General features: G+C 68.5%; 20 protein-coding genes and 1 pseudogene. 8 read left to right on the top strand and 13 right to left on the bottom strand.

Going from position 1 to position 19,338, the window contains the following annotated elements:
- Window positions 1–53: 53 nt before the first annotated feature.
- The 10 genes and pseudogenes from G9373_RS17535 to G9373_RS17490 form a co-directional block, all read right to left on the bottom strand.
- A complete protein-coding gene (locus G9373_RS17535; RefSeq protein WP_005564446.1) occupies window positions 54–884 on the bottom strand; it encodes an ABC transporter permease in 831 nt (276 codons plus the stop codon).
- Window positions 881–1,867, bottom strand: coding sequence for a daunorubicin resistance protein DrrA family ABC transporter ATP-binding protein (locus tag G9373_RS17530; RefSeq protein WP_043788634.1), 987 nt, complete (start codon window positions 1,865–1,867; stop codon window positions 881–883). The genes G9373_RS17535 and G9373_RS17530 overlap by 4 nt, the downstream gene beginning before the upstream one ends.
- A gap of 148 nt (window positions 1,868–2,015) precedes the next feature.
- A pseudogene (locus tag G9373_RS17525) lies at window positions 2,016–2,929 on the bottom strand (hypothetical protein).
- A gap of 169 nt (window positions 2,930–3,098) precedes the next feature.
- Entirely contained in the window at window positions 3,099–4,244 is a 1,146-nt protein-coding gene (gene menE, locus G9373_RS17520; RefSeq protein WP_120660511.1) for an o-succinylbenzoate--CoA ligase, read from the bottom strand.
- A complete protein-coding gene (locus G9373_RS17515) occupies window positions 4,241–4,540 on the bottom strand; it encodes a DUF3349 domain-containing protein (RefSeq protein ID WP_005252058.1) in 300 nt (99 codons plus the stop codon). Before G9373_RS17515 ends, menE begins: the two co-directional genes overlap by 4 nt.
- Window positions 4,541–4,542: 2 nt before the next feature.
- Complete coding sequence (locus G9373_RS17510) at window positions 4,543–4,896, bottom strand: DUF3349 domain-containing protein (RefSeq protein WP_005258309.1); 354 nt, start codon at window positions 4,894–4,896, stop codon at window positions 4,543–4,545.
- Window positions 4,897–4,941: 45 nt separating this feature from the next.
- Complete coding sequence (locus tag G9373_RS17505; RefSeq protein ID WP_005258308.1) at window positions 4,942–5,208, bottom strand: hypothetical protein; 267 nt, start codon at window positions 5,206–5,208, stop codon at window positions 4,942–4,944.
- Window positions 5,209–5,218: 10 nt separating this feature from the next.
- Complete coding sequence (locus G9373_RS17500; RefSeq protein ID WP_005564456.1) at window positions 5,219–6,427, bottom strand: inorganic phosphate transporter; 1,209 nt, start codon at window positions 6,425–6,427, stop codon at window positions 5,219–5,221.
- A gap of 79 nt (window positions 6,428–6,506) precedes the next feature.
- Window positions 6,507–6,902, bottom strand: a complete 396-nt coding sequence (locus G9373_RS17495) for a VOC family protein (RefSeq protein ID WP_005258305.1) — start codon at window positions 6,900–6,902, stop codon at window positions 6,507–6,509.
- Between the two features lie 3 nt (window positions 6,903–6,905).
- The gene (locus G9373_RS17490; protein WP_005564458.1) at window positions 6,906–7,355 is read right to left on the bottom strand and encodes a hypothetical protein; all 450 of its coding nucleotides are present in this window, start codon (window positions 7,353–7,355) and stop codon (window positions 6,906–6,908) included.
- Window positions 7,356–7,448: 93 nt separating this feature from the next.
- Here G9373_RS17490 and G9373_RS17485 point away from each other — a divergent pair, with 93 nt between their 5' ends.
- Window positions 7,449–9,836 carry an arylsulfatase gene (locus G9373_RS17485; RefSeq protein ID WP_005564459.1) on the top strand — a complete coding sequence of 796 codons (2,388 nt, stop codon included), beginning with the start codon at window positions 7,449–7,451 and terminating at the stop codon, window positions 9,834–9,836.
- 6 nt (window positions 9,837–9,842) lie between these two features.
- Here the strand turns inward: G9373_RS17485 and G9373_RS17480 are convergent, their stop codons facing one another.
- Window positions 9,843–10,736, bottom strand: coding sequence for a 1,4-dihydroxy-2-naphthoyl-CoA synthase (locus G9373_RS17480; protein WP_005252069.1), 894 nt, complete (start codon window positions 10,734–10,736; stop codon window positions 9,843–9,845).
- A gap of 73 nt (window positions 10,737–10,809) precedes the next feature.
- Here G9373_RS17480 and G9373_RS17475 point away from each other — a divergent pair, with 73 nt between their 5' ends.
- From G9373_RS17475 to G9373_RS17465, 3 genes are read left to right on the top strand one after another with little or no spacing between them, the layout of a single operon-like run.
- Window positions 10,810–11,463, top strand: a complete 654-nt coding sequence (locus G9373_RS17475) for a PaaI family thioesterase (protein WP_005258299.1) — start codon at window positions 10,810–10,812, stop codon at window positions 11,461–11,463.
- A gap of 4 nt (window positions 11,464–11,467) precedes the next feature.
- The gene (locus G9373_RS17470) at window positions 11,468–12,469 is read left to right on the top strand and encodes an o-succinylbenzoate synthase (protein WP_120660513.1); all 1,002 of its coding nucleotides are present in this window, start codon (window positions 11,468–11,470) and stop codon (window positions 12,467–12,469) included.
- Window positions 12,470–12,513: 44 nt separating this feature from the next.
- Complete coding sequence (locus G9373_RS17465) at window positions 12,514–12,960, top strand: hypothetical protein (protein ID WP_005574507.1); 447 nt, start codon at window positions 12,514–12,516, stop codon at window positions 12,958–12,960.
- Between the two features lie 54 nt (window positions 12,961–13,014).
- On the opposite strand, the gene G9373_RS17460 is transcribed toward G9373_RS17465, so the two are convergent.
- Both G9373_RS17460 and G9373_RS17455 read right to left on the bottom strand, forming a co-directional pair.
- A complete protein-coding gene (locus tag G9373_RS17460) occupies window positions 13,015–13,842 on the bottom strand; it encodes a siderophore-interacting protein (protein WP_120660514.1) in 828 nt (275 codons plus the stop codon).
- A gap of 61 nt (window positions 13,843–13,903) precedes the next feature.
- On the bottom strand, window positions 13,904–14,500 hold the full coding sequence (locus G9373_RS17455) for a flavin reductase family protein (RefSeq protein WP_005574505.1): 597 nt from the start codon (window positions 14,498–14,500) through the stop codon (window positions 13,904–13,906).
- Between the two features lie 93 nt (window positions 14,501–14,593).
- Here G9373_RS17455 and menD point away from each other — a divergent pair, with 93 nt between their 5' ends.
- From menD to G9373_RS17435, 4 genes are all read left to right on the top strand, one after another.
- A complete protein-coding gene (gene menD / locus G9373_RS17450; RefSeq protein WP_064080679.1) occupies window positions 14,594–16,219 on the top strand; it encodes a 2-succinyl-5-enolpyruvyl-6-hydroxy-3-cyclohexene-1-carboxylic-acid synthase in 1,626 nt (541 codons plus the stop codon).
- The gene (locus G9373_RS17445) at window positions 16,216–16,656 is read left to right on the top strand and encodes a DUF3592 domain-containing protein (protein ID WP_043793881.1); all 441 of its coding nucleotides are present in this window, start codon (window positions 16,216–16,218) and stop codon (window positions 16,654–16,656) included. The genes menD and G9373_RS17445 overlap by 4 nt, the downstream gene beginning before the upstream one ends.
- A gap of 72 nt (window positions 16,657–16,728) precedes the next feature.
- Window positions 16,729–17,874 carry a glycosyltransferase family 1 protein gene (locus G9373_RS17440; protein ID WP_133984983.1) on the top strand — a complete coding sequence of 382 codons (1,146 nt, stop codon included), beginning with the start codon at window positions 16,729–16,731 and terminating at the stop codon, window positions 17,872–17,874.
- A gap of 56 nt (window positions 17,875–17,930) precedes the next feature.
- The gene (locus tag G9373_RS17435; protein ID WP_133984981.1) at window positions 17,931–19,307 is read left to right on the top strand and encodes an NAD-dependent succinate-semialdehyde dehydrogenase; all 1,377 of its coding nucleotides are present in this window, start codon (window positions 17,931–17,933) and stop codon (window positions 19,305–19,307) included.
- Window positions 19,308–19,338: the final 31 nt, after the last annotated feature.

The raw sequence follows: 19,338 nt of genomic DNA, 5'->3' as shown, positions 1-19,338 counted from the left end.
GCGAAGCGAGCCGGTGGACCCCGCGCCCACCGGCTCGCTTCGTTGTTCGGGTGTCAGGCCTTACGCATGTACGTCCGGACCGTCAGCGGTGCCATGATCGCGACGATCACGGCGGCGCCGAGCAGCGACCACACGACGTGGACACCGAAGTGGCCGTCGTTGACGAGTTCACGCACCGCGGTCACGACGTGCGACACGGGGTTGACGTTCACGAACGCCTGCATCCAGCCCGGCATCGTGTCGGCGGGCACGAACGCGTTGGACATGAACGTCAGCGGGAACAGGATGAGCATCGAAATGCCCTGCACCGACGACGCTTTGCTCATCAGAACACCCATCAGCGCGAAGATCCAGCTGATCGAGAAGGCGCAGACGACGACGAGCGCGCCGGCAGACACCACTCCGACGACACCGCCGCCGGGCCGGTACCCCATCGCGATACCGACGGCGAACGTGATGGTCGTGGCGATGCCGTACCGCACGACGTCGGCGAGGAGCGCACCGGACAGCGGCGCGATGCGGGCGATCGGCAGGGACTTGAAGCGGTCGAAGACGCCCTTGTCCATGTCTTCCCGCAACTGGGTGCCCGTCACGATCGACGTGGTGATCACCGTCTGGACCAGGATGCCCGGGATGATTATCGGCAGATACGACGCCACGTCGCCGGAGATGGCGCCACCGAAGATGTACGTGAACATCAACGTGAAGATGATCGGCTGGACGACGACGTCGAACAGTTGCTCCGGGTTGTGCTTGATCTTGAGCAGCCCCCGGTACGCCATGGTCAGCGTGTTCGCGACGGACTGCTCGAGGCTGATCCGGTTCCGGGCTTCCGGAATCGGTTGGGGGCCCGCGTGAGCGCGGGATTCGAGGGTGGTGGTCATGCGACGCTCCGTTCGGTGTCGGCCTCGGTGGCGTCTGCCCCGTGGCCGGTGATGGTGAGGAAGACCTCGTCGAGACTCGGCTTCTGGACGGTGATCTCGTCGACGGCGATCCCGTGGTCGCGCAGTCGGATCAGGAGTTCCACGGCGAGCGACGGATCGGTCATCGGCGCGGTGAGGCGGCCGATCTCCGGGGTGATCGCGACCTCCACACCGAGGGTGTGGGCGATCACCGAACGCGCGTCGTCGGTCTGTCCGCGATCGACCAGCGTCAACTGCAGGGAGGAGACGCCCACGGACGCCTTCAACTCGTCGGCCGTGCCGTCCGCGATCACCTTTCCGCGGTCGATGACGGCGATCCGATCGGCCAGCTGATCCGCCTCGTCGAGGTACTGCGTGGTGAGCAGCACCGTCGACCCGTCCGCGACCAGCCTGCGGATGGTGTCCCACATCTGGGCGCGCGTCCGAGGGTCCAGACCCGTCGTCGGCTCGTCGAGGAACAGCAGCGGGGGATGGGCGATCAGGCTGGCCGCCAAATCCAGACGTCGACGCATACCGCCCGAGAAATTCTTGAGCGGCTTCGTCGCCGCCTCGGTGAGGTCGAACTCCTCGAGCAGTTCCGTGCACTTGCGGCGGGCATCACCCCGGCTCAGACCGAGCAACCGGGCGAAGATCACCAAATTCTCGACCGCCGACAGGTCCTCGTCGACGGACGCGTACTGGCCCGTGACACCGACCAGCGAGCGCACCGCGTTCGGTTCGCGCACCACGTCGTGGCCGAAGATGCGGGCCTCGCCGCCGTCCGGACGCAACAGCGTCGCAAGCATCCGCACTGTCGTGGTCTTACCGGCGCCGTTCGGGCCGAGCACTCCGTACACCGACCCGGTCGGAACGGACAGGCTCACGCCGTCGACGGCGCGCTGACGGCCGAAGAGCTTCACGAGCCCGTCGGCCTCGATGGCTGGGGGAGTTGCAGTGAGGTTCATGCCGTAGACGATGCAGCCCAGCACTTGCAGCCGGCTTGCACGCCTCTTGCACGGGCTTGCGGGCGCTGTCGTCGGGCGGATTCACAGACAGTGGTCGGAATCAGGGGCAATTGCGCCGGAATCTGACGAATGTCTCGGCGAACGTCGGTCAGCGCCGGTGCTCTGCGCGTGCGCACGCCCTGTCGAAGCGCGCCTTGACGGTGGCGAAGTCGAAGAGGTCCCGCCACGTCCACCGGACGACCTCGTACCGGCGTCGCGGATCGCGTCCTCCCGGAGTTTCTCCCGGTGGACGGCGACTGCCGCCTGGTCACCGTCGACGCCGTATTTCCCCATGCCGTCGAACTCCCCGACCACGCCGCATTCTGTCCAGAAGAAATCGGCCCGGCCGAGGAAGGCACCGGTGCCGTCGTGGAGCACGTGCTGGAGTTCGGGTGGCGGCAGGTCGTGCTGGCGGATCCGGATGCGGCTCAGCGATTCCCCAGGGCTCTCGCTGCGACCGTCGAGGAAGCCCGCTGCCCGCCGCGCCGTCGCGATGCCTTTGCGAGGTCCCGCCCGGCCGACCTCGTCCAGAATCTCGTCGAGCGTGACGAGTCGACGGTGCAGCGCCGAATCGCCGACGACGACGGCCTGGTCGAACGTCGAGATGCGTGCGGTGTCGACCACAGTCCGGGCGGGGGAGGTGACCGCCAGCCCGCCCAGGGCGACGACGTCGGTTGCGTCGAACCGTGTGGCGTGGACGTGGACTCCCGCGGTTCGGCCGCCGCCGGAGGCGTGGTTCCTCGTCAGATGCACCCGTTCCAGCGAAAGGTCGCCGAGATCCATGCCGTGCAGAAGTGCCGCAGACGTGTGGCTCACCACGATGCCGGGTGGGCGCGACTGCAGGGCTGCCGCAATGCGGGCCCGGTGCAGCGCAGGCGCATCGAGTGCGGCGAAGCGCTCGTCGGAGACGTATGCCCCCGCCGCGATTCGCACGAGACGTCCGGAATCGCGGGCATGCCGGATCTCGGAATCGGTGACGCCGTCGGCTAGGGCTCTGCGTCGGAAGATCACGTCGTCGCTCATGGCGACATCGTGCCCCACCCCGCAGAAGTGATTGGTTCGCTCACCTGGGCTTTCGCGGAGCCTGTGGATAGAGGTCGGCGTGTGGACAACAGCATCCGCGTGGATTTTGGCCCGACGCGCGGAAATTGCGGGCGCATCTGGCCAATGTCTCCGCAGACGGGCGAATCCGCTAGCCGAACCGCGATTCCAGTGCGCGCCGGTCGATCTTCCCCGGACCTCTGAGGGGGAGGGTGTCGACGAGGTGCAGTTCGCGTGGGGCGGCGGTGGGGTCGAGCGTGAATTCGACGAAGGAACGGAGTTCGGCGAGTGTCGGTTCGGTGCCGGGCTCGGCGACGACGACGGCGGTGACGCGGCGCCCCAGTCGCTCGTCGGGGAGGCCGATCACCGCGCATTCCCGGACGGCGGGGTGCGCGACGAGAGCCGCCTCGACCACCTGCGGGACGACGGTGAGACCGCCGGTGGAGATGGCTTCGTCGAGTCTGCCGGAGATGCCGAGGACGCCGTCGGTGACGGCGCCGGCGTCGTCGGTGCGGAACCAGCCGGGTTCGGCGAACGCCGGATGGTCCGGGAGTCCGCGGTAACCGGATGCGAGCATGGGCCCGCCGAGGAGGACACGGCCGTCACCGTCGATCCGTACTCGGGCACCGCCGAGGGGAACCCCGTCGTACACGCACCCGCCGCACGTCTCGCTCATTCCATACGTACGGACGACGGTGATGCCGGCGTCTACGGCGCGACGCAGGACGGGGGCGGGGGTCGCGGCTCCGCCGAGGAGCACGGCGTCGAGTGCGGCCAGCGACGCCACGGCTTCGGGGTGGTCGAGGGCCTTGACCAGCTGGGTCGGAACGAGCGAGGTGTAGCGGCGGGGACCGCTCATCGACGCGACAGCGGCAGGCAGCGCACCGGGGTCGAAGCCGTCGGCCACGTCGATCACCACCGGCTCGGTGCCGGCGAGGACACTGCGCAGCAACACCTGCATGCCCGCGATGTGGTGGGCGGGAAGGGCCAGCAGCCAGGCGCCCGGACCGCCGAGCCGCGCGTGCGTCGCGTCACCGCTGGCGCGGAGGGCGGCCGCGGACAGCATGGCCCCCTTCGGCACTCCCGTCGTGCCGGACGTCGCGACCACGAGGGCGACACCGTCGTCGATCGGCTCCCCGGGGTGCAACGCGTCCGTCAGTCGGCGGGTCTCCCGCTCGTCCGCGGCGGGGACGGGGAGCACGGCCGGGCCGGTTCCGTCGAGGATCGCCGACAGTTGCGGCAGGATGCCGAGAACCCCGACGCCCGACGGGACGGGCAGGACCTGCAGTTCGCTCACTGGGCAGGCCCGGCCAGCGGCCAGCCGCCTGCGGCGAGGTTGCTGCGCACCCGGTCTACGTCCGACTCCAGCGGCAACTCGTCGGTGACCTTGGTGATGAGCACCTGGATGTCGGTCTTCTCGATGGGCAGGTCGCCCTCCTCGACGAGGGCGTCGGCGACGGCGTCCACCTCGTCTTCCGACAGACGGCGGGTGAGCAGCGCGAACAACGGAATGTAGTCCTGCTCGGGCACGCCGTTCGGGTAGCCGGCTCGCAGCCAGCCGATGATGGAGGAGAGGAACGGTGGAAGGCTCATGGCTAGCCGGCGTCGCGGGTTTCTTCCGTGTCGCCGGAGCCGTCGCCGCATTCGGCGTCGGGTCCGACCGGCCACCCTCCGGCCTCGAGGTTCGCCGTCACCCGGGCAACGTCCTCCTCGGACGGTTCCTCGTGGGTGATCTCGCTGATGAGACGGCGGATGTTGTCGTAGTCGACGTGGCGTTCGGGTGTCTCGTGGGCCGTCTCGATGGACAGCGCAACGACCTGTTCGATCTCCTCGTCGGTGAGACGGCGACGCAGCACGGCCAGCAACGCGAAATGGTCCTTCGCCGGGATTCCCTCGGGGTACCCGGCGCGTAGCCAGTCGAGCACGGAGCGAAGTGAATTCTTGGGCACGCGTTCGGCCTCTTTCGTCGATGGAACGGGACTCGCGGTCGCCGCTCAGAAGATGTGGATACCGAAGCTGCTGGCCAAAAAGCCCTGCATCAAGAGAAGTATCCCAGTGATGATCGCGATCAGCACCACGGCGAAGCAGGCCCAGGCGCCGATCCGGCCTGCGAAGGTCGGCTGCGAGACTCCCTCACCGGTGTCCGTGCCGCCGAGCGACCGGAGTCCGAGCGCGAAGATCGCGGGGAGGCCCGCGCCGAACAGCAGTCCGACGAGGATGACCTGCCAGAGCGAGTGGATGGTGGTGGTCAGCAGTGTCATGGCGAGCCCCTCAGCGGTTCGTGGCGGGACCGGCGGAGTCCGCGGTCTCGGCCACGCCCGGTTCGATGGGTTCGGCGGGAACGTCGGTCTCGCCCGACTCCCATTCGGCGTTGACGTTGCCGGACGTCACCGGCTGCAGCCGGGAGCGCAAATACATGAACCCGGCGAGCACGATCAGGGCGGCGAACACGACGAGAACACCGGGCAGACCGCCGATCATGTGGGCGATGACCCAGCACACGGCTCCCACGATCGCCGCGGACGGCAGGGTGACCAGCCACGCGACGGCCATGCGTCCGGCGATGCCCCAGCGGACCTCGGCGCCCGTGCGGCCGAGGCCGGTGCCGAGGATGGAGCCGGTCGCGACGTGCGTGGTGGACAGCGGCAGTCCGAGGTGGCTGGACGTCAGGATGATGGCGGCGGACGAAGACTCCGCGGCCATGCCCTGGGGAGCGGCGATCTCGACGAGTCCCTTACCGAGCGTGCGGATGATGCGCCAGCCGCCGAGGTAGGTGCCGAGCGCGATGGCGATCGCACAGCTGAGCTTCACCCAGAACGGCATCTCGTCCTCGGCGGACAGGGACCCGTGCGCGACGAGTGCGAGGAAGATCACGCCCATCGTCTTCTGGGCGTCGTTGGTTCCGTGGGCCAGCGACACCAGGGACGCGGAACCGATCTGACCGATGCGGAACCCGTGTTCCTTGGTGTCCTCCGGCACGCCGGAGGTGATCCGGTAGACCAGCTTGGTGCCCGCGGTGGCGACCAGTGCTGCGACAACGGGGGCGAGGACGGCGGGCACGACGACCTTGCTGAGCACGCCGCCCCACTCGACACCGCTCATGCCGATGGATGCGATGGCCGCACCGATCAGTCCGCCGAACAGCGCGTGGGACGAGCTCGACGGCAGGCCCAGCAGCCACGTCGCCAGATTCCAGATGATGCCGCCGACCAGGCCGGCGAACACGATGAGCAGCAGATCCTCGCCGCCCACTTCTCCCAGATTCACCACGCCCTTGGCAACTGTCGCCGCAACCTCCACGGACAGGAACGCGCCGACCAGATTCAACGATGCGGAGAGCGCGACAGCCGCCTTGGGGCGCAGAGCTCCCGTCGCGATCGAGGTGGCCATTGCATTGCCGGTGTCGTGAAAGCCGTTCGTGAAATCGAAAGCGAGGGCGGTGACGACCACCACCAGGAGAACTACGAGCTCTGCGGTCACACCCAGATTGTGCGGATTTCAACCGAAAATGTACAGCTGACGTCCGGTGTCCAGGATCACTCCTGCGTATGGCTTCCCGTCAGTTCTCACCCTTCGGACGGGAGTCGCGGCGGATGGGGTGATCCTCCGGAATCTGCACCAGAACGATCGGGATTCCGTCGGGGTCCGCGATCCACATCTCGAACAGCCCCCACGGTTCCTGCCGGGCCTCGCGGTCGATCTTCACCCCGGCGAGAACAAGCTCGGTCTGGACCGCGGTGAGGTCGCGAACCTGCAGCCACAGGGCGCCGTCGAAGGAGGACGACTCACCGGTTCCGCCGTGCGCGGCAACCTCGATCAGACCCTGACCGGCGAAGAACACCGTGCCCCCGGGGTATTCGCGGGCGGTGGCGAGCCCGAGGATGTCGCGGTAGAAGCCCAGTGTCGTCGTGTAGTCGCGCGGCCGCAGAATCGTCCTGCTGCTGAGGATCTCCACCCGTCACCCTCCTTCGCCGGGCCGGGCTTCGTGTCCCGTCCGGCCGTGTGTGCGTCGATCTTCCTTCATCTCCGCCTCGAACAGGTGCCGTCTTCCGTCGGCGAGTTCGTGACGTGCGCCCCGCTCGTGCTCGCGCAGCGGCGACCAGTAGTGATCGTCGAACTCTTCGACGAGCTGGAACGTCCACCGGCCTTCGACGACGTTGCGTCCCACGAGTTCGGTCTCCACCCGGTCCGCGACGGCCGCGTGTCCCGCGGCGCGGAGCGCGTCTACGGCTTCGCCGAGCTGAAGATCGGCGTGGCCGATCAGTTGATGGAACGAGTAGAGGTGCCCGCGGGCACGCTCGACCGTTTCGAGGGCCTCCGACAACTTCCCGAGCGCGGCGACGGTGTCGTCGCTCACTCCGGGCGGACGGCGGTGTTCCGGTGCGGGGACCTCGCGGTCGATGCTCATGTGGGTCAGTGTGCCCGAATCGGAGACGTCGCGTGCCCTCTCCTGCCGAGGCGACGAATCCGCCCGCGTATTTCACCCTCGGAGGGTCTACTCGTGCGTGACCGCCCGGTGCTGGACTGGATCGACAGCAGCGGACGACGAGGGGACCGGGCCATGAAATCGAGCGTGACAGGCGAGCCGATAGCGGGCGGCGAATCGTTACCGTTCCCGCCGACGCCGTCGGGAAGCATCGCCGGCCGGACCATGCAGGAGTCCGTGTACAGCCCACTTCCGAAGAAGCGGCGGCTTTCCGACGACGCCCCGAACATTCTGGTCGTCCTCATCGACGACGCCGGGCCCGGTCTGCCGAGTGGCCTCGGCGGTGAGGTGAACACCCCGACGCTCGACGCAATGTTGCAGGACGGTGTCGGGTACAACCGATTCCATACGACCGCGATGTGTTCGCCGACCCGCGCGTCGCTGCTGACCGGACGCAACCACCATCGCGTCGGCAACGGGCAGATCGCCGAGCTGGCCAACGACTGGGACGGCTACTCCGGCCACATCCCGAGGTCGAGTGCGACGGGGCCCGAGGTGTTGCGCCACTACGGGTACAGCACTGCCGCTTTCGGGAAATGGCACAACACGCCGGCCGAGGAGACCACCGCAGCCGGTCCGTTCGACAACTGGCCGACGGGTCTCGGGTTCGAGTACTTCTACGGCTTCCTCGCCGGCGAGGCGTCGCAGTACGAGCCGAACCTGGTGCGGAACACGACGGTGGTGCTGCCTCCGAAGACCCCGGAGCAGGGCTACCACCTCAGTGAGGATCTCGCGGACGACGCCATCGGCTGGCTGCGCAGGCACAAGGCGTTCGACGCCGACAAACCGTTCTTCATGTACTGGGCCAGCGGCTGTCTGCACGGACCGCACCACATCATGAAGCCGTGGGCCGACAAGTACGCCGGGAAGTTCGACGACGGCTGGGATGCCTACCGGGAGCGGGTTTTCACGAGGGCGAAGGAGAAGGGCTGGATTCCCCCCGAAGCGGAGCTGACCGACCGGGACCCGACGATGGCCGCATGGGACGACATTCCCGACGACGAGAAACCCTTCCAGCGCCGGCTGATGGAGGTCGCGGCCGGGTATGCCGAGCACTGCGACGTCCAGGTGGGCAGGCTGTTCGACGAGCTCGACCGTCTGGGGTACCGGGACGACACGCTGGTCCTGTACATCTGGGGCGACAACGGCTCGTCCGGTGAGGGGCAGAACGGCACGATCAGTGAACTGTTGGCGCAGAACGGTATTCCTACCACACCTGCCCAGCACATCGCGGCCCTCGAGGAACTCGGTGGCCTCGACGTCCTGGGGTCGCCGAAGACCGACAACATGTATCACGCGGGCTGGGCGTGGGCGGGCAGCGCACCGTACAAGGGGATGAAGCTGCTGGCCTCCCATCTCGGTGGCACCCGCAACCCGATGGTCGTCCGGTGGCCGGCGAAGGTGGCACCGGACCCGACGCCCCGCACGCATTTCCTGCACTGCAACGACGTGGTGCCGACGCTCTATGACATCGTCGGGATCACTCCGCCACGGACGGTGAACGGTGTTCCGCAGGATCCGGTGGACGGCGCCAGCTTCGCGCAGACGCTCGTCGAACGCGGCGCCACCGGGGGAAAGCTCACTCAGTACTTCGAGATCATGGGCAGCCGGGCGATCTACCACGACGGCTGGATGGCGTCCGCGTTCGGGCCACGCGCACCCTGGGCGGCGGGTGTGCCCGGTGGCATCCGCGACTGGAGCCCGGACGACGATGTGTGGGAGCTCTACAACCTGGACGAGGACTGGACCCAGAACCGGGACCTCGCCGAGCAGCATCCGCGGAAGCTGGCGCAATTGCGGGAACTGTTCGCGATCGAGGCCGCGAAGAACAACGTGCTCCCCGTCGGCGGCGGGCTGTGGGTCATCGCGCTGCATCCCGAGCAGCGGATCACGACGCCGTACACGAGCTGGGAGTTCTCCGGCGACACGATCCGTATGCCCGAGTTCTGCGCTCCCGCGCTGGGGAACAAGAACAACCGGGTCACCCTCGACCTCTCCGCTCCGGACAATCCGAGCGGAGTGCTCTACGCGCTGGGGAGTAACGCCGGCGGACTCACGTGTTTCGTCGACGACGGCTACCTCTGTTACGAGTACAACCTGTTCATCCTGATGCGCACCAAGATTCGTTCGACCGTGCCGATCCCGCCGGGCACCCGCACGGTGCAGGTGGTCACGGAGTTCGTCGAGACGCGGCCCGGTGGCCCGCTGAACGTGAAGCTCTGCGTCGACGGCAGTGTCGTCGGGGAGGGGCAGGTGCCGGTGAGCGTGCCGTTGCTGTTCACAGCCAACGACTGTCTCGACGTCGGCACCTGCCTCGGATCCCCGGTGTCGCTGGACTACTACGACCGGGCGCCGTTCCCGTTCAACGGCACCATCGACCGCATGGCGGTCGAGTACACGTAGGGGATCTCAGAAATACCAGGGGTACGGCTTCCAGTCCGGTTCACGCTTTTCGAGGAACGAATCGCGGCCCTCGACGGCCTCGTCCGTCATGTACGCCATGCGGGTTGCCTCGCCGGCGAACAGTTGCTGACCGACGAGGCCGTCGTCCTGCAGGTTGAACGCGTACTTGAGCATGCGTTGGGCCTGCGGGGACTTGCCGTTGATCTTGGTGGCCCAGTCGATCGCGACGTCCTCGAGTTCGGCGTGGTCGACGACCTTGTTGACGGCGCCCATCTGGTGCATCTCCTCCGCGGTGTACGTCTCACCGAGGAAGAAGATCTCGCGGGCGAACTTCTGGCCGACCATCTTGGCGAGGTAGGCGCTGCCGTACCCGCCGTCGAAGCTGCCGACGTCGGCGTCGGTCTGCTTGAAACGGGCGTGTTCGCGGCTGGCGAGGGTCAGGTCGCAGACCACGTGCAGGCTGTGACCGCCGCCCGCGGCCCAGCCGTTGACGAGGCAGATGACGACCTTCGGCATGAACCGGATCAGCCGCTGGACCTCGAGGATGTGGAGACGTCCGGCGCGGGCCTTGTCGACGGTGTCCGCGGTTTCGCCTTCCGCATACTGGTATCCGCTGCGTCCGCGGATGCGCTGGTCGCCGCCGGAGCAGAACGCCCACCCCTCGTCCTTGGGGCTCGGACCGTTGCCGGTGAGCAGCACGGCGCCCACGTCGGACGTCATCCGGGCGTGGTCGAGCGCCTGGTACAACTCGTCGACGGTGTGCGGGCGGAAGGCGTTGCGCACTTCGGGACGGTCGAACGCCACCCGGACGATTCCCTGGGTGACATGCCGGTGGTAGGTGATGTCGGTCAGGTTCTCGAAACCGGGAACCGGTCGCCAGTGCTGCGGGTTGAAAGTCACGGCTCCGAGGTTATCGGGTGCGGTTGGCGGGTGTCCGCGCGCGCACGAGTTTGCCCGGGTTTACCGTGCAGGTATGAGCGAACAGGCTGCCGACGTCACCCGTCTCGACGGCAAGGGCGACGACGAGTACGAGCACCACGGCGGGTTCCCCAAGTACGAGCCGGTGACGCCCGGTCCGGACTGGCCGCGGTTCGTCGAGGGAATGCGCACGTTGCAGGACCTCGCGGTGTCGGTCGACGCCCCGGACGACGTGCTCGCGCAGGCCGCGGACCAGGTGGAGAAGCTGGCCGAACTGCTCGGACCGCACGTCGTTCCCGAGGGGCGGTCGCCGGCGGGCCGCACGATCGAGCTGCCGGGCCGGGGGAGTCTCCTCATGCCGCCGTGGAACATCGAGAAGTTCGGGCCCGAGGGCGTGCGCAGTGCGGGCATGTTCCGGCGCTACCACCTCGGGGGCAACGGTGCCGCGCACGGCGGCACGCTGCCGCTGCTGTTCGACGACCTGATGGGCATGATCGTCCACGCGTACGGGCGGCCCATCAGCCGCACCGCCTACCTGCATGTGAACTACCGCGCGATCACACCGCTCGACACGCGGCTGACCGTCGAGGGCAGCGTCGACCGCGTGGAGGGTCGCAAGACGTTCATCACCGCACGGTTGATGCAGGACGACACGTTGCTCGCCGACTGCGAGGCCCTCATGCTCCAGTTGCTGCCCGGGCAGCCCTGACGTCGTGACGTCCCTGCCCTCCCTGGAGGAGGTCCTGGCCGATGCCGTCGTGGTGAGTCTGCCCATGCGCGTGCGGTTCCGCGGCATCACGACGCGAGAAGCGTTACTGCTGCGCGGTCCCGCGGGGTGGGGCGAGTTCGCGCCGTTCCCCGAGTACGCGGACGACGAGGCGGCGCACTGGTTGCAGTCGGCGATCGAGGACGCCTGGCTCGGGCCGCCGCCCGCGGTACGAACGCGAGTGCCGATCAACGCCACCGTCCCCGCCGTCGACGCCGCCCGGGTGCCCGCCGTGCTCGAGCGTTACCCCGGTGCCCGAACCGCGAAAGTGAAAGTGGCCGAACGTGGTCAGACGCTCGACGACGACGTCGCGCGGGTGCGGGCGGTCCGCGCACTCGTTCCGAACGTGCGCGTCGACGCGAACGGGGGGTGGTCGGTCGACGAGGCCGAGACCGCGCTGCGGGCCCTGACCGTCGACGGTCCGCTCGAATACGCCGAGCAGCCGTGCGCGAGCGTGCCCGAGCTGGTGGAGGTCCGCAGGCGGATGCCCGACGTGCGGGTGGCCGCCGACGAGAGCATCCGGCGCGCCGAGGATCCGCTGAAGGTCGTGCGGGCCGGCGGTGCCGACGTGGCCGTCGTGAAGGTCGCCCCGCTCGGGGGAATGCGGCGGCTGCTGTCGCTCGCGGACGAGTTGTCTTCGTACGGTGTGCCGGTGGTCGTGTCGAGCGCCTTGGACACCGCTGTCGGTATCGCCGCCGGTGTCGCCGCTGCCGCCGCGCTCCCCGAATTGCAGTTCGCCTGCGGTCTGGGTACCGGGGGACTCTTCGAGGCGGACGTGGCCCGCCCCCGCGAACCGGTCGACGGCGAACTCACCGTCGACGCGGTGGCACCCGACGTCGAACGCGTCACGGCTCTCGCCGCGTCCGCGGAGCGTTCACGCTGGTGGATCGAGCGGGCCCGCCGGTGCCATGGCCTGCTCGAACAACGCGGAGTCCGGTTTTTCGTATAGTGTCTGCCGGACCTGATCGCTCAGTCAATACGGAGGCATTGAAAGTGGTTGCAGCTCTGAACGAAACCCTGCTCGACGAGTCGCGCGTTCCTGCGGTCATCGCAGACGTCCAGGCTCTCATCGACGCGGAGGTTTCGGACAAGTCGGGGGCCTCGGGACTGGCACTCAAGGGTGGATACGGCGCGGTCAAGAAGGTGGGACCGTCGATCGTGCCGGACGCCATCGAGGGCCTGCTGCCGGCATTCGTCACCAAGCTCGAGCCGTACTGGCAGGCCTTCACCGCCAGCGGTGAGGCCGGATTCTCCGAGTACCTGGTCGCGCGTGGCGAGGAGGTCGCGGACTCGCTCCTCGGTGTGACCGACGAGCGCATCGAGGGCAGCGACCGCGGTGCTGTCAAGAAGGTGTACTCGTCGCTGCGTCCGTCGGCGAAGAAGAATGTGATCGAGGCACTTCCGCGTCTGGGCGCCCTCGTTCAGAAGCACGCCAACTGAGAACCCAGGTGAGTGGCCCGGCGCGCCCCGGCGTGCTGTGCCACTCACCTGTGGTCAGTTGGCAGCGTGGCCGTGGCGCCAGTACCCGGTGAACGAGATGTCGGACTTCGGGATGCGGCGCTCGTTCACGAGGTGGCGTCGCAGCGCCGTCGTCAGCTCGCTCTCGCCGGCCACGAACGTGTAGGACGGCCCGGTCGGCAGCTCCGCCTGTTTCACGGTGTCGAGTGCGAGCACTCCCGGACGGGCATCGGCGTCCTCGCGCACCAACCAGTGCACGTTCACGCCGTCACCCACCGAAACTTCCTGAGCGTCTTCGGCATCGGGAATCTCGACGAAGACTTCGGCCCGCAGGTCCCGCGGAGCCGATCGCAGGATCCCGACGATGGCGGGAAGCGCGCTCTCGTCACCGACGAGCAGCTGCCACTCGGCGTCCGGCGTCGGGTTGTAGATCAGCCCCTCGTCGAGGATCGCCACCTCGTCACCGGCCGCGGCCGAGTTGGCCCACGCCGACGCGGGACCGAGGTCGCCGTGCGAGGCGAAGTCGATGTCGATCTCGGTGCTGTCGCCGAACGTTCCCGATCCCGCCAACCGGATCTCGCGGATCGTGTAGTTGCGCACGACCGGCCGGGTGTCCTTGGACATCAGCTTGTACTGCGCGTACCAGAGGTTGCTCGCGCTGGTCGGTAACCGCAGCGTGCTCTGTCCCCGCTGGGGGATGAACATCCGGAACCACTGGTCGAACCCCATCGGGCTGACGGAGTCGAGTTCCTCGCCCGCGATGGTGACGCGGACGAAGTTCGGGCTGATCTGCTTGCCCGCCACGACGCGTGCGGACGCGATCCGGCGACTCTGAGGTTTGACGAACTTGCTGCGTTGAGCCATGGCGTCGGTTACTCCCCCGGTAGCGGTGCGATTTGTCAGGTAAGCCTAACCAATCGATCCGTTAGGCGGGGCGATGCGGTCGGTCGAGCCTCACGACCTTCGGCGGCAGACCCCACTCGTTGCGGCCGAGTCGGCTGAGCGGGGCGAGCTCCGCGAAGTCCGGAAGTCCGTCGTCGGCGAGCGCCTCGGGCCGCACCGCGACCGTCACGACGTCGCCCATCACCACGAACGAATCACCGACAGGTATCACCTGGTGCAGGGTGCACTCGATGGCGACCGGCGAACCCGCGACCCGCACGGGACGGACCCGCTCACTGGGTTCGGTGTCGATACCCAGCGCAGCGAACTCGTCGACCTCGCTGTCGAACGTGGCGGAACTGGCGTTGACCGTCGAGATCAGCGGCTCGGTCGCCACGTTGATCACGAACTCTCCCGTCGCCTCGATGTTGCGGAGGCTGTCCTTGCGGGTCACCGACGTGAACTGCACCACCGGCGGGTGGGTGCTGGACACAGAGAAGAAGCTGTACGGGGCCAGGTTGGCCACCCCGTCCGCCGAGACGGTGGACACCCACGCGATCGGCCGGGGCACGATCGAGGCGGTCAGCACCTGATACATGCGGTGTGGGGGAAGTTCGGCGGGATCGAAGACTGTGCGCATGCGTTCATGGTGTCAGCGCCCGCGATGTGGCCGTGAACTCACCCGGCGAGGTCGCCGGGCGGGGGTGCCGGAGGATCTGACACTCTTGATGTCGTGAACCCGTCCACTGCACAAGCCACCGCGGTCGTCGACGAACTGGTCCGCGGGGGAGTACGCGAGGTCGTGCTCTGCCCGGGTTCGCGCAACGCGCCGCTGGCGTTCGCCCTGCAGGCCGCCGACCTCGAGGGCAGGCTCCGTCTGCACATGCGCATCGACGAACGCACCGCGGGATTCCTCGCGCTCGGCCTGGCCGTGGCCGGCAAGCGTCCCGTCCCGATCGTCATGACGTCCGGCACCGCCGTCGCCAATCTCGGACCCGCGGTCCTCGAGGCGAACTACGCCCGGGTGCCGCTCGTGGTGCTCAGCGCCAACCGCCCGTACGAGATGCTCGGCACGGGCGCCAACCAGACCATCGAACAACTCGGTCTGTTCGGCAGCCAGGTGCGCGCGACCATCAGCCTGGGCCTGGCCGAGGACGATGCCCGGCAGAACAGCCAGTGGCGTTCGGCTGTGTGCCGGGTCCTCGCCGCAGCGCGCGGCACGAGGTCGGGCAACGCCGGTCCCGTGCACTTCGATATCCCGCTCCGGGAACCGCTCGTCCCCGACGTCCACGCGCAGGGTCCGGTCCCGCAGGGACGACCGGGCGGGGCGGCGTGGACCACCACCCAGCACGCGACGCTCGACGTGCCGATGGACCTCGACCTCACCCCCGACACCATCGTGATCTCCGGGCACGGGTCCGCCCTGCGGCCCGAACTCGCCGGACTGCCGACGGTCGCCGAGCCGACCGCGCCGCTGCACGGCATCCCGGTGCATCCGATGGCGTTGCCGCAGCTCAAACCGCGGCAGGCCGTCATCACCGGACGCCCCACCCTCCACCGGTCCGTGTCGAAGGTCCTCGCCGATCCGGCGGTGGCCGTCTACGCGCTCACCACCGGCCCCCGCTGGCCCGACGTGTCCGGCAACGTGCTGGCCACCGGAACCCGGGCGGTCGTGTCCGGTGAACCCGACCGGGCCTGGATCAATCGGTGCCGCACGCTGTCCGAACACACCGACAAGGCGGTGCGCGCGCAACTCGCCGCCCACCCGAAGGCGACGGGACTGCACGTGGCGGCCGCCGTCATGGACGCCCTGACCGACGGTGACCAGTTGCTGCTCGGGGCGTCCAACCCCGTGCGGGACGCCGCGCTCGTCAGCTATCCGGCGCCGAAGATCCGGGTGCTGTCCAACCGGGGTGTCGCCGGCATCGACGGCACCGTGTCCGCGGCCGTCGGGTCGGCGCTGGCCTACGAGGAGGGGCGGACGGTGGCCCTGCTCGGCGACCTGACGTTCCTGCACGACGCGTCCGGGCTGCTCATCGGCTCGGGCGAACCGCGGCCCCGGGACCTGACCATCGTGGTCGCCAACGACGACGGTGGCGGCATCTTCGAACTGCTCGAGCAGGGCGATCCGCAGTACGCCGGTGTGTTCGAGCGGGTCTTCGGTACTCCGCACGGGATGGATCTCGCCGCACTCTGTGCCGCCTACCGGGTGGAGCATCACCTGGTGGGTCTGGGTGAGCTGTCGACGCGGCTGAGCGCGCCCGACGCGCCCGGCGACCGCGGAATCCGGGTGCTCGAGGTGACCACCGAACGTTCCGGGCTGCGCGAACTGCACGCCGCGGTGCGGGCACAACTGTGAATGCGCGGGTGTCGCGGCGCGTCCGGCGGGGGGTGCTGGTGGCGGTGATCGGCATCTCGGTCCTGGCCGTGCTCCTCGTGCTGGCCGCCTGGCGCAACGACCACACCATCCAATCCGACCGGGGCGTGGCCACGGCGGAGGTGCTGTCGGCGGGCTCGCTGCGGTCGGCTATCAGCTTCGTCACCCCTGACGGGGTGACGCACAACCCCGAACTGGGCGTGCTGTACCCGACGAAGCTCACGGTGGGGCAGCGCATCGACGTCGAATACGCGCGCAGCGACCCCGACCTGGTGCGGGTGTCCGGGCGCGACGCCAGCGTCGCCGTCGTCCCCGCCGGTTCGCTGATCGTCGTGACCTGGCTGATCGCGGGACCGGTGATCTGGTACCTGCGGCGGCGGGAGAGTTCGGCGGAGGCCCAGCCGGCAGTGTCATCCTGAGTTTCCCGGAACTTCGCGCGACGGTCACGTCGATCTCGCTGCTGTGACCACGAGCACTGCCACGCTGAGCGCGTGAGAGTAGCCATCGTCGCGGAATCGTTTCTTCCCAACATGAACGGTGTGACCAACTCGGTGCTGCGGGTTCTCGACCATTTGCAGCGCACCGGACACCAGGCGATGGTCGTCGCCCCGGACACGGTCGGATCGCAGACGTCCGCGCCGACCGAACACGGCGGCGTACCCGTCTACCGGGTGCCTGCGGTGATGGTGCCGAAGGTCAGTTCGCTCCCGGTGGGTCTGCCGCAGCCCGGACTCACCGCCGCGCTGCGGGCGTTCGACCCCGACGTCGTGCATCTGGCGTCACCGTTCCTCCTCGGTGCGGGCGGGCTGGGTGCGGCGCACCGGCTCGACGTCCCCACGGTCGCGGTGTACCAGACGGACGTGGCGGGTTTCGCCGAGAGCTACGGCCTCGGCATCACCAGTCGCGCGGCGTGGGCCTGGACGCGTCGCATCCACCGGGGCTGCACGCGCACTCTCGCGCCGTCCACGTCGGCGGTCGAGGCGCTCGCCGAGCAGCGGATTCCGAGGGTCTATCGCTGGGCGCGCGGCGTGGAGACCACTCGATTCGCACCGTCGCGTCGTAGCACCGGTCTGCGGGACTCCTGGCTGGGCGGCTCGGATCGGCCGGTCGTCGGATTCGTGGGCAGGCTCGCGCCCGAGAAACACGTCGAGCGGCTCGCCGCACTCGCCGGCGACCAGCGGGTGCGGCTGGTGATCGTCGGCGACGGTCCGGAGCGGGCCCGCCTGCACCGGTTGATGCCCGACGCGGTGTTCACCGGGCAGCTCGGCGGTGTGGAGCTCGCGGAGGCCTACGCGAGCCTGGACGTCTTCGTCCACCCCGGCGAGCACGAGACGTTCTGCCAGGCGGTGCAGGAGGCGCTGTCCAGCGGGGTGCCGGTGATCGGACCGGATGCCGGGGGTCCGCGGGATCTGGTCGCGCACTGCCGCAACGGCTACCTGCTTCCGGTCGACCGGTTCGGCGAACTGCTGCCGAGCGCCGTCGACGCACTGCGCGACCGCCGCATGCGCGCCCGCTTCGGTGAGGCCGCCCGGCAGTCGGTGCTGCACCGCACGTGGCCTGCGATCTGCGACGAGTTGCTGGGTCACTACGCGGCGGTTGTGGGCGGGCAGGACTTTCGCGAGTCCCGGGCGGCCTGACCAGCGGATCGAAACCGGTGGGGAATTCGAGAGGCCGGCTCGTGGTTGCCCGGAGTATGGCGAAGTACAAGACTGTCAATCCCGCGACCGGTGAAACCGTCCGGGAATTCACGACCTTGGACGATGCAGGAGTGGAGTCGGCGCTCTCCCGCGCCCACAACGGATATCTCGACTGGCGGACGACCGCCGCCGAGGAACGCGCCCGGATTCTGGGCCGAACCGCCGATCTCTACGCGGAGCGCGAAGACGAACTGGCGCGGATGATCGCCCTTGAGATGGGCAAACCCGTCCGGGAGGCCAAGGGCGAAGTCAAGCTCTCGTCGGCGATCTACCGCTACTACGCGGACAACGGCCCCGCGCTGCTCGAGGCGGAACGGCTCGACGTGCCGGGTGCGGACGAATCGGTGGTCTACCGCAGGCCGATCGGTGCGCTCGTCGGCGTGATGCCGTGGAACTACCCGTACTACCAGGTCGCCCGCTTCGCGGCGCCGAACCTCATGCTCGGCAACACCGTGCTACTCAAGCACGCCCCGAACTGTCCGCAGTCGGCACTGCTGATGGAGGAGATCTTCCGGCAGGCCGGTCTCCCGGAGGACGCGTACATCAACGTGTTCGCCACCAACGAGCAGATCGCCGACATGATCGCGGATCCGCGTGTCCAGGGCGTCTCGCTCACCGGCAGCGAGCGGGCCGGGACCAGCGTCGCCGAGACGGCGGGCCGCAACCTCAAGAAAGTGGTGCTCGAACTCGGCGGGTCCGACGTGTTCGTCGTCCTCGACACCGACGATATGGACGCCACGGTCAAGACCGCGACCCGTGCCCGCCTGTCCAACGCGGGCCAGGCCTGCAACTCTCCCAAACGTTTCATCGTGACCGAGCCGAACTACGACGAGTTCGTCTCCAAGCTCGCCGAGTCCTTCAAGGCCACCTCGACCGGCGATCCGCTCGACGCGAAGACCGTCCTCGGGCCGCTGTCCTCGCAGAGTGCCGCGGATTCGCTGATCGAGCAGATCGAGGACGCCGTCGCCAAGGGCGCGACGCTCCTCGCCGGCGGGAAGAAGATCGACGGCCCCGGCTCGTACGTCGAACCGACCCTGCTCGTCGACGTGACCCCCGAGATGCGGGCGTACAGCGAGGAACTGTTCGGGCCCGTCGGCGTCGTCTACAAGGTCGCCACCGCCGACGAAGCCGTGGAACTCGCCAACTCCTCCTCCTACGGTCTCAGCGGTTCGGTGTGGAGCACCGACCTCGACGGGGCACGTGAGGTCGCCGACCGGCTCGACGTCGGCATGGCCTTCGTCAACGAGCACGGCACCACGCTTCCCGGGTTGCCGTTCGGCGGCGTCAAGCGCTCCGGCGTCGGGCGCGAACTCGGTCCGTGGGGAATGGACGAATTCGTCAACAAGAAGCTGGTGCGGGTCTCCAAGAAGTGACCGCCTCGCCGCCGCGCCCGGCGCCGACATC

This window comes from Rhodococcus sp. A14 (assembly GCF_011603105.1).
Taxonomy (GTDB): Bacteria; Actinomycetota; Actinomycetes; order Mycobacteriales; family Mycobacteriaceae; genus Rhodococcus_F; species Rhodococcus_F opacus.
This window is presented reverse-complemented; position numbering and strand designations above follow the sequence as displayed.

Coding starts and splice junctions, on each gene's coding strand:
- G9373_RS17535 (WP_005564446.1), bottom strand. CDS start 884: ATGACCACCACCCTCGAATCCCGCGCTCACGCGGGCCCCCAACCGATT.
- G9373_RS17530 (WP_043788634.1), bottom strand. CDS start 1,867: ATGAACCTCACTGCAACTCCCCCAGCCATCGAGGCCGACGGGCTCGTG.
- G9373_RS17515 (WP_005252058.1), bottom strand. CDS start 4,540: ATGAGCCTTCCACCGTTCCTCTCCTCCATCATCGGCTGGCTGCGAGCC.
- G9373_RS17505 (WP_005258308.1), bottom strand. CDS start 5,208: ATGACACTGCTGACCACCACCATCCACTCGCTCTGGCAGGTCATCCTC.
- G9373_RS17490 (WP_005564458.1), bottom strand. CDS start 7,355: ATGAGCATCGACCGCGAGGTCCCCGCACCGGAACACCGCCGTCCGCCC.
- G9373_RS17475 (WP_005258299.1), top strand. CDS start 10,810: ATGAGCGAACAGGCTGCCGACGTCACCCGTCTCGACGGCAAGGGCGAC.
- G9373_RS17460 (WP_120660514.1), bottom strand. CDS start 13,842: ATGGCTCAACGCAGCAAGTTCGTCAAACCTCAGAGTCGCCGGATCGCG.
- G9373_RS17455 (WP_005574505.1), bottom strand. CDS start 14,500: ATGCGCACAGTCTTCGATCCCGCCGAACTTCCCCCACACCGCATGTAT.
- G9373_RS17435 (WP_133984981.1), top strand. CDS start 17,931: ATGGCGAAGTACAAGACTGTCAATCCCGCGACCGGTGAAACCGTCCGG.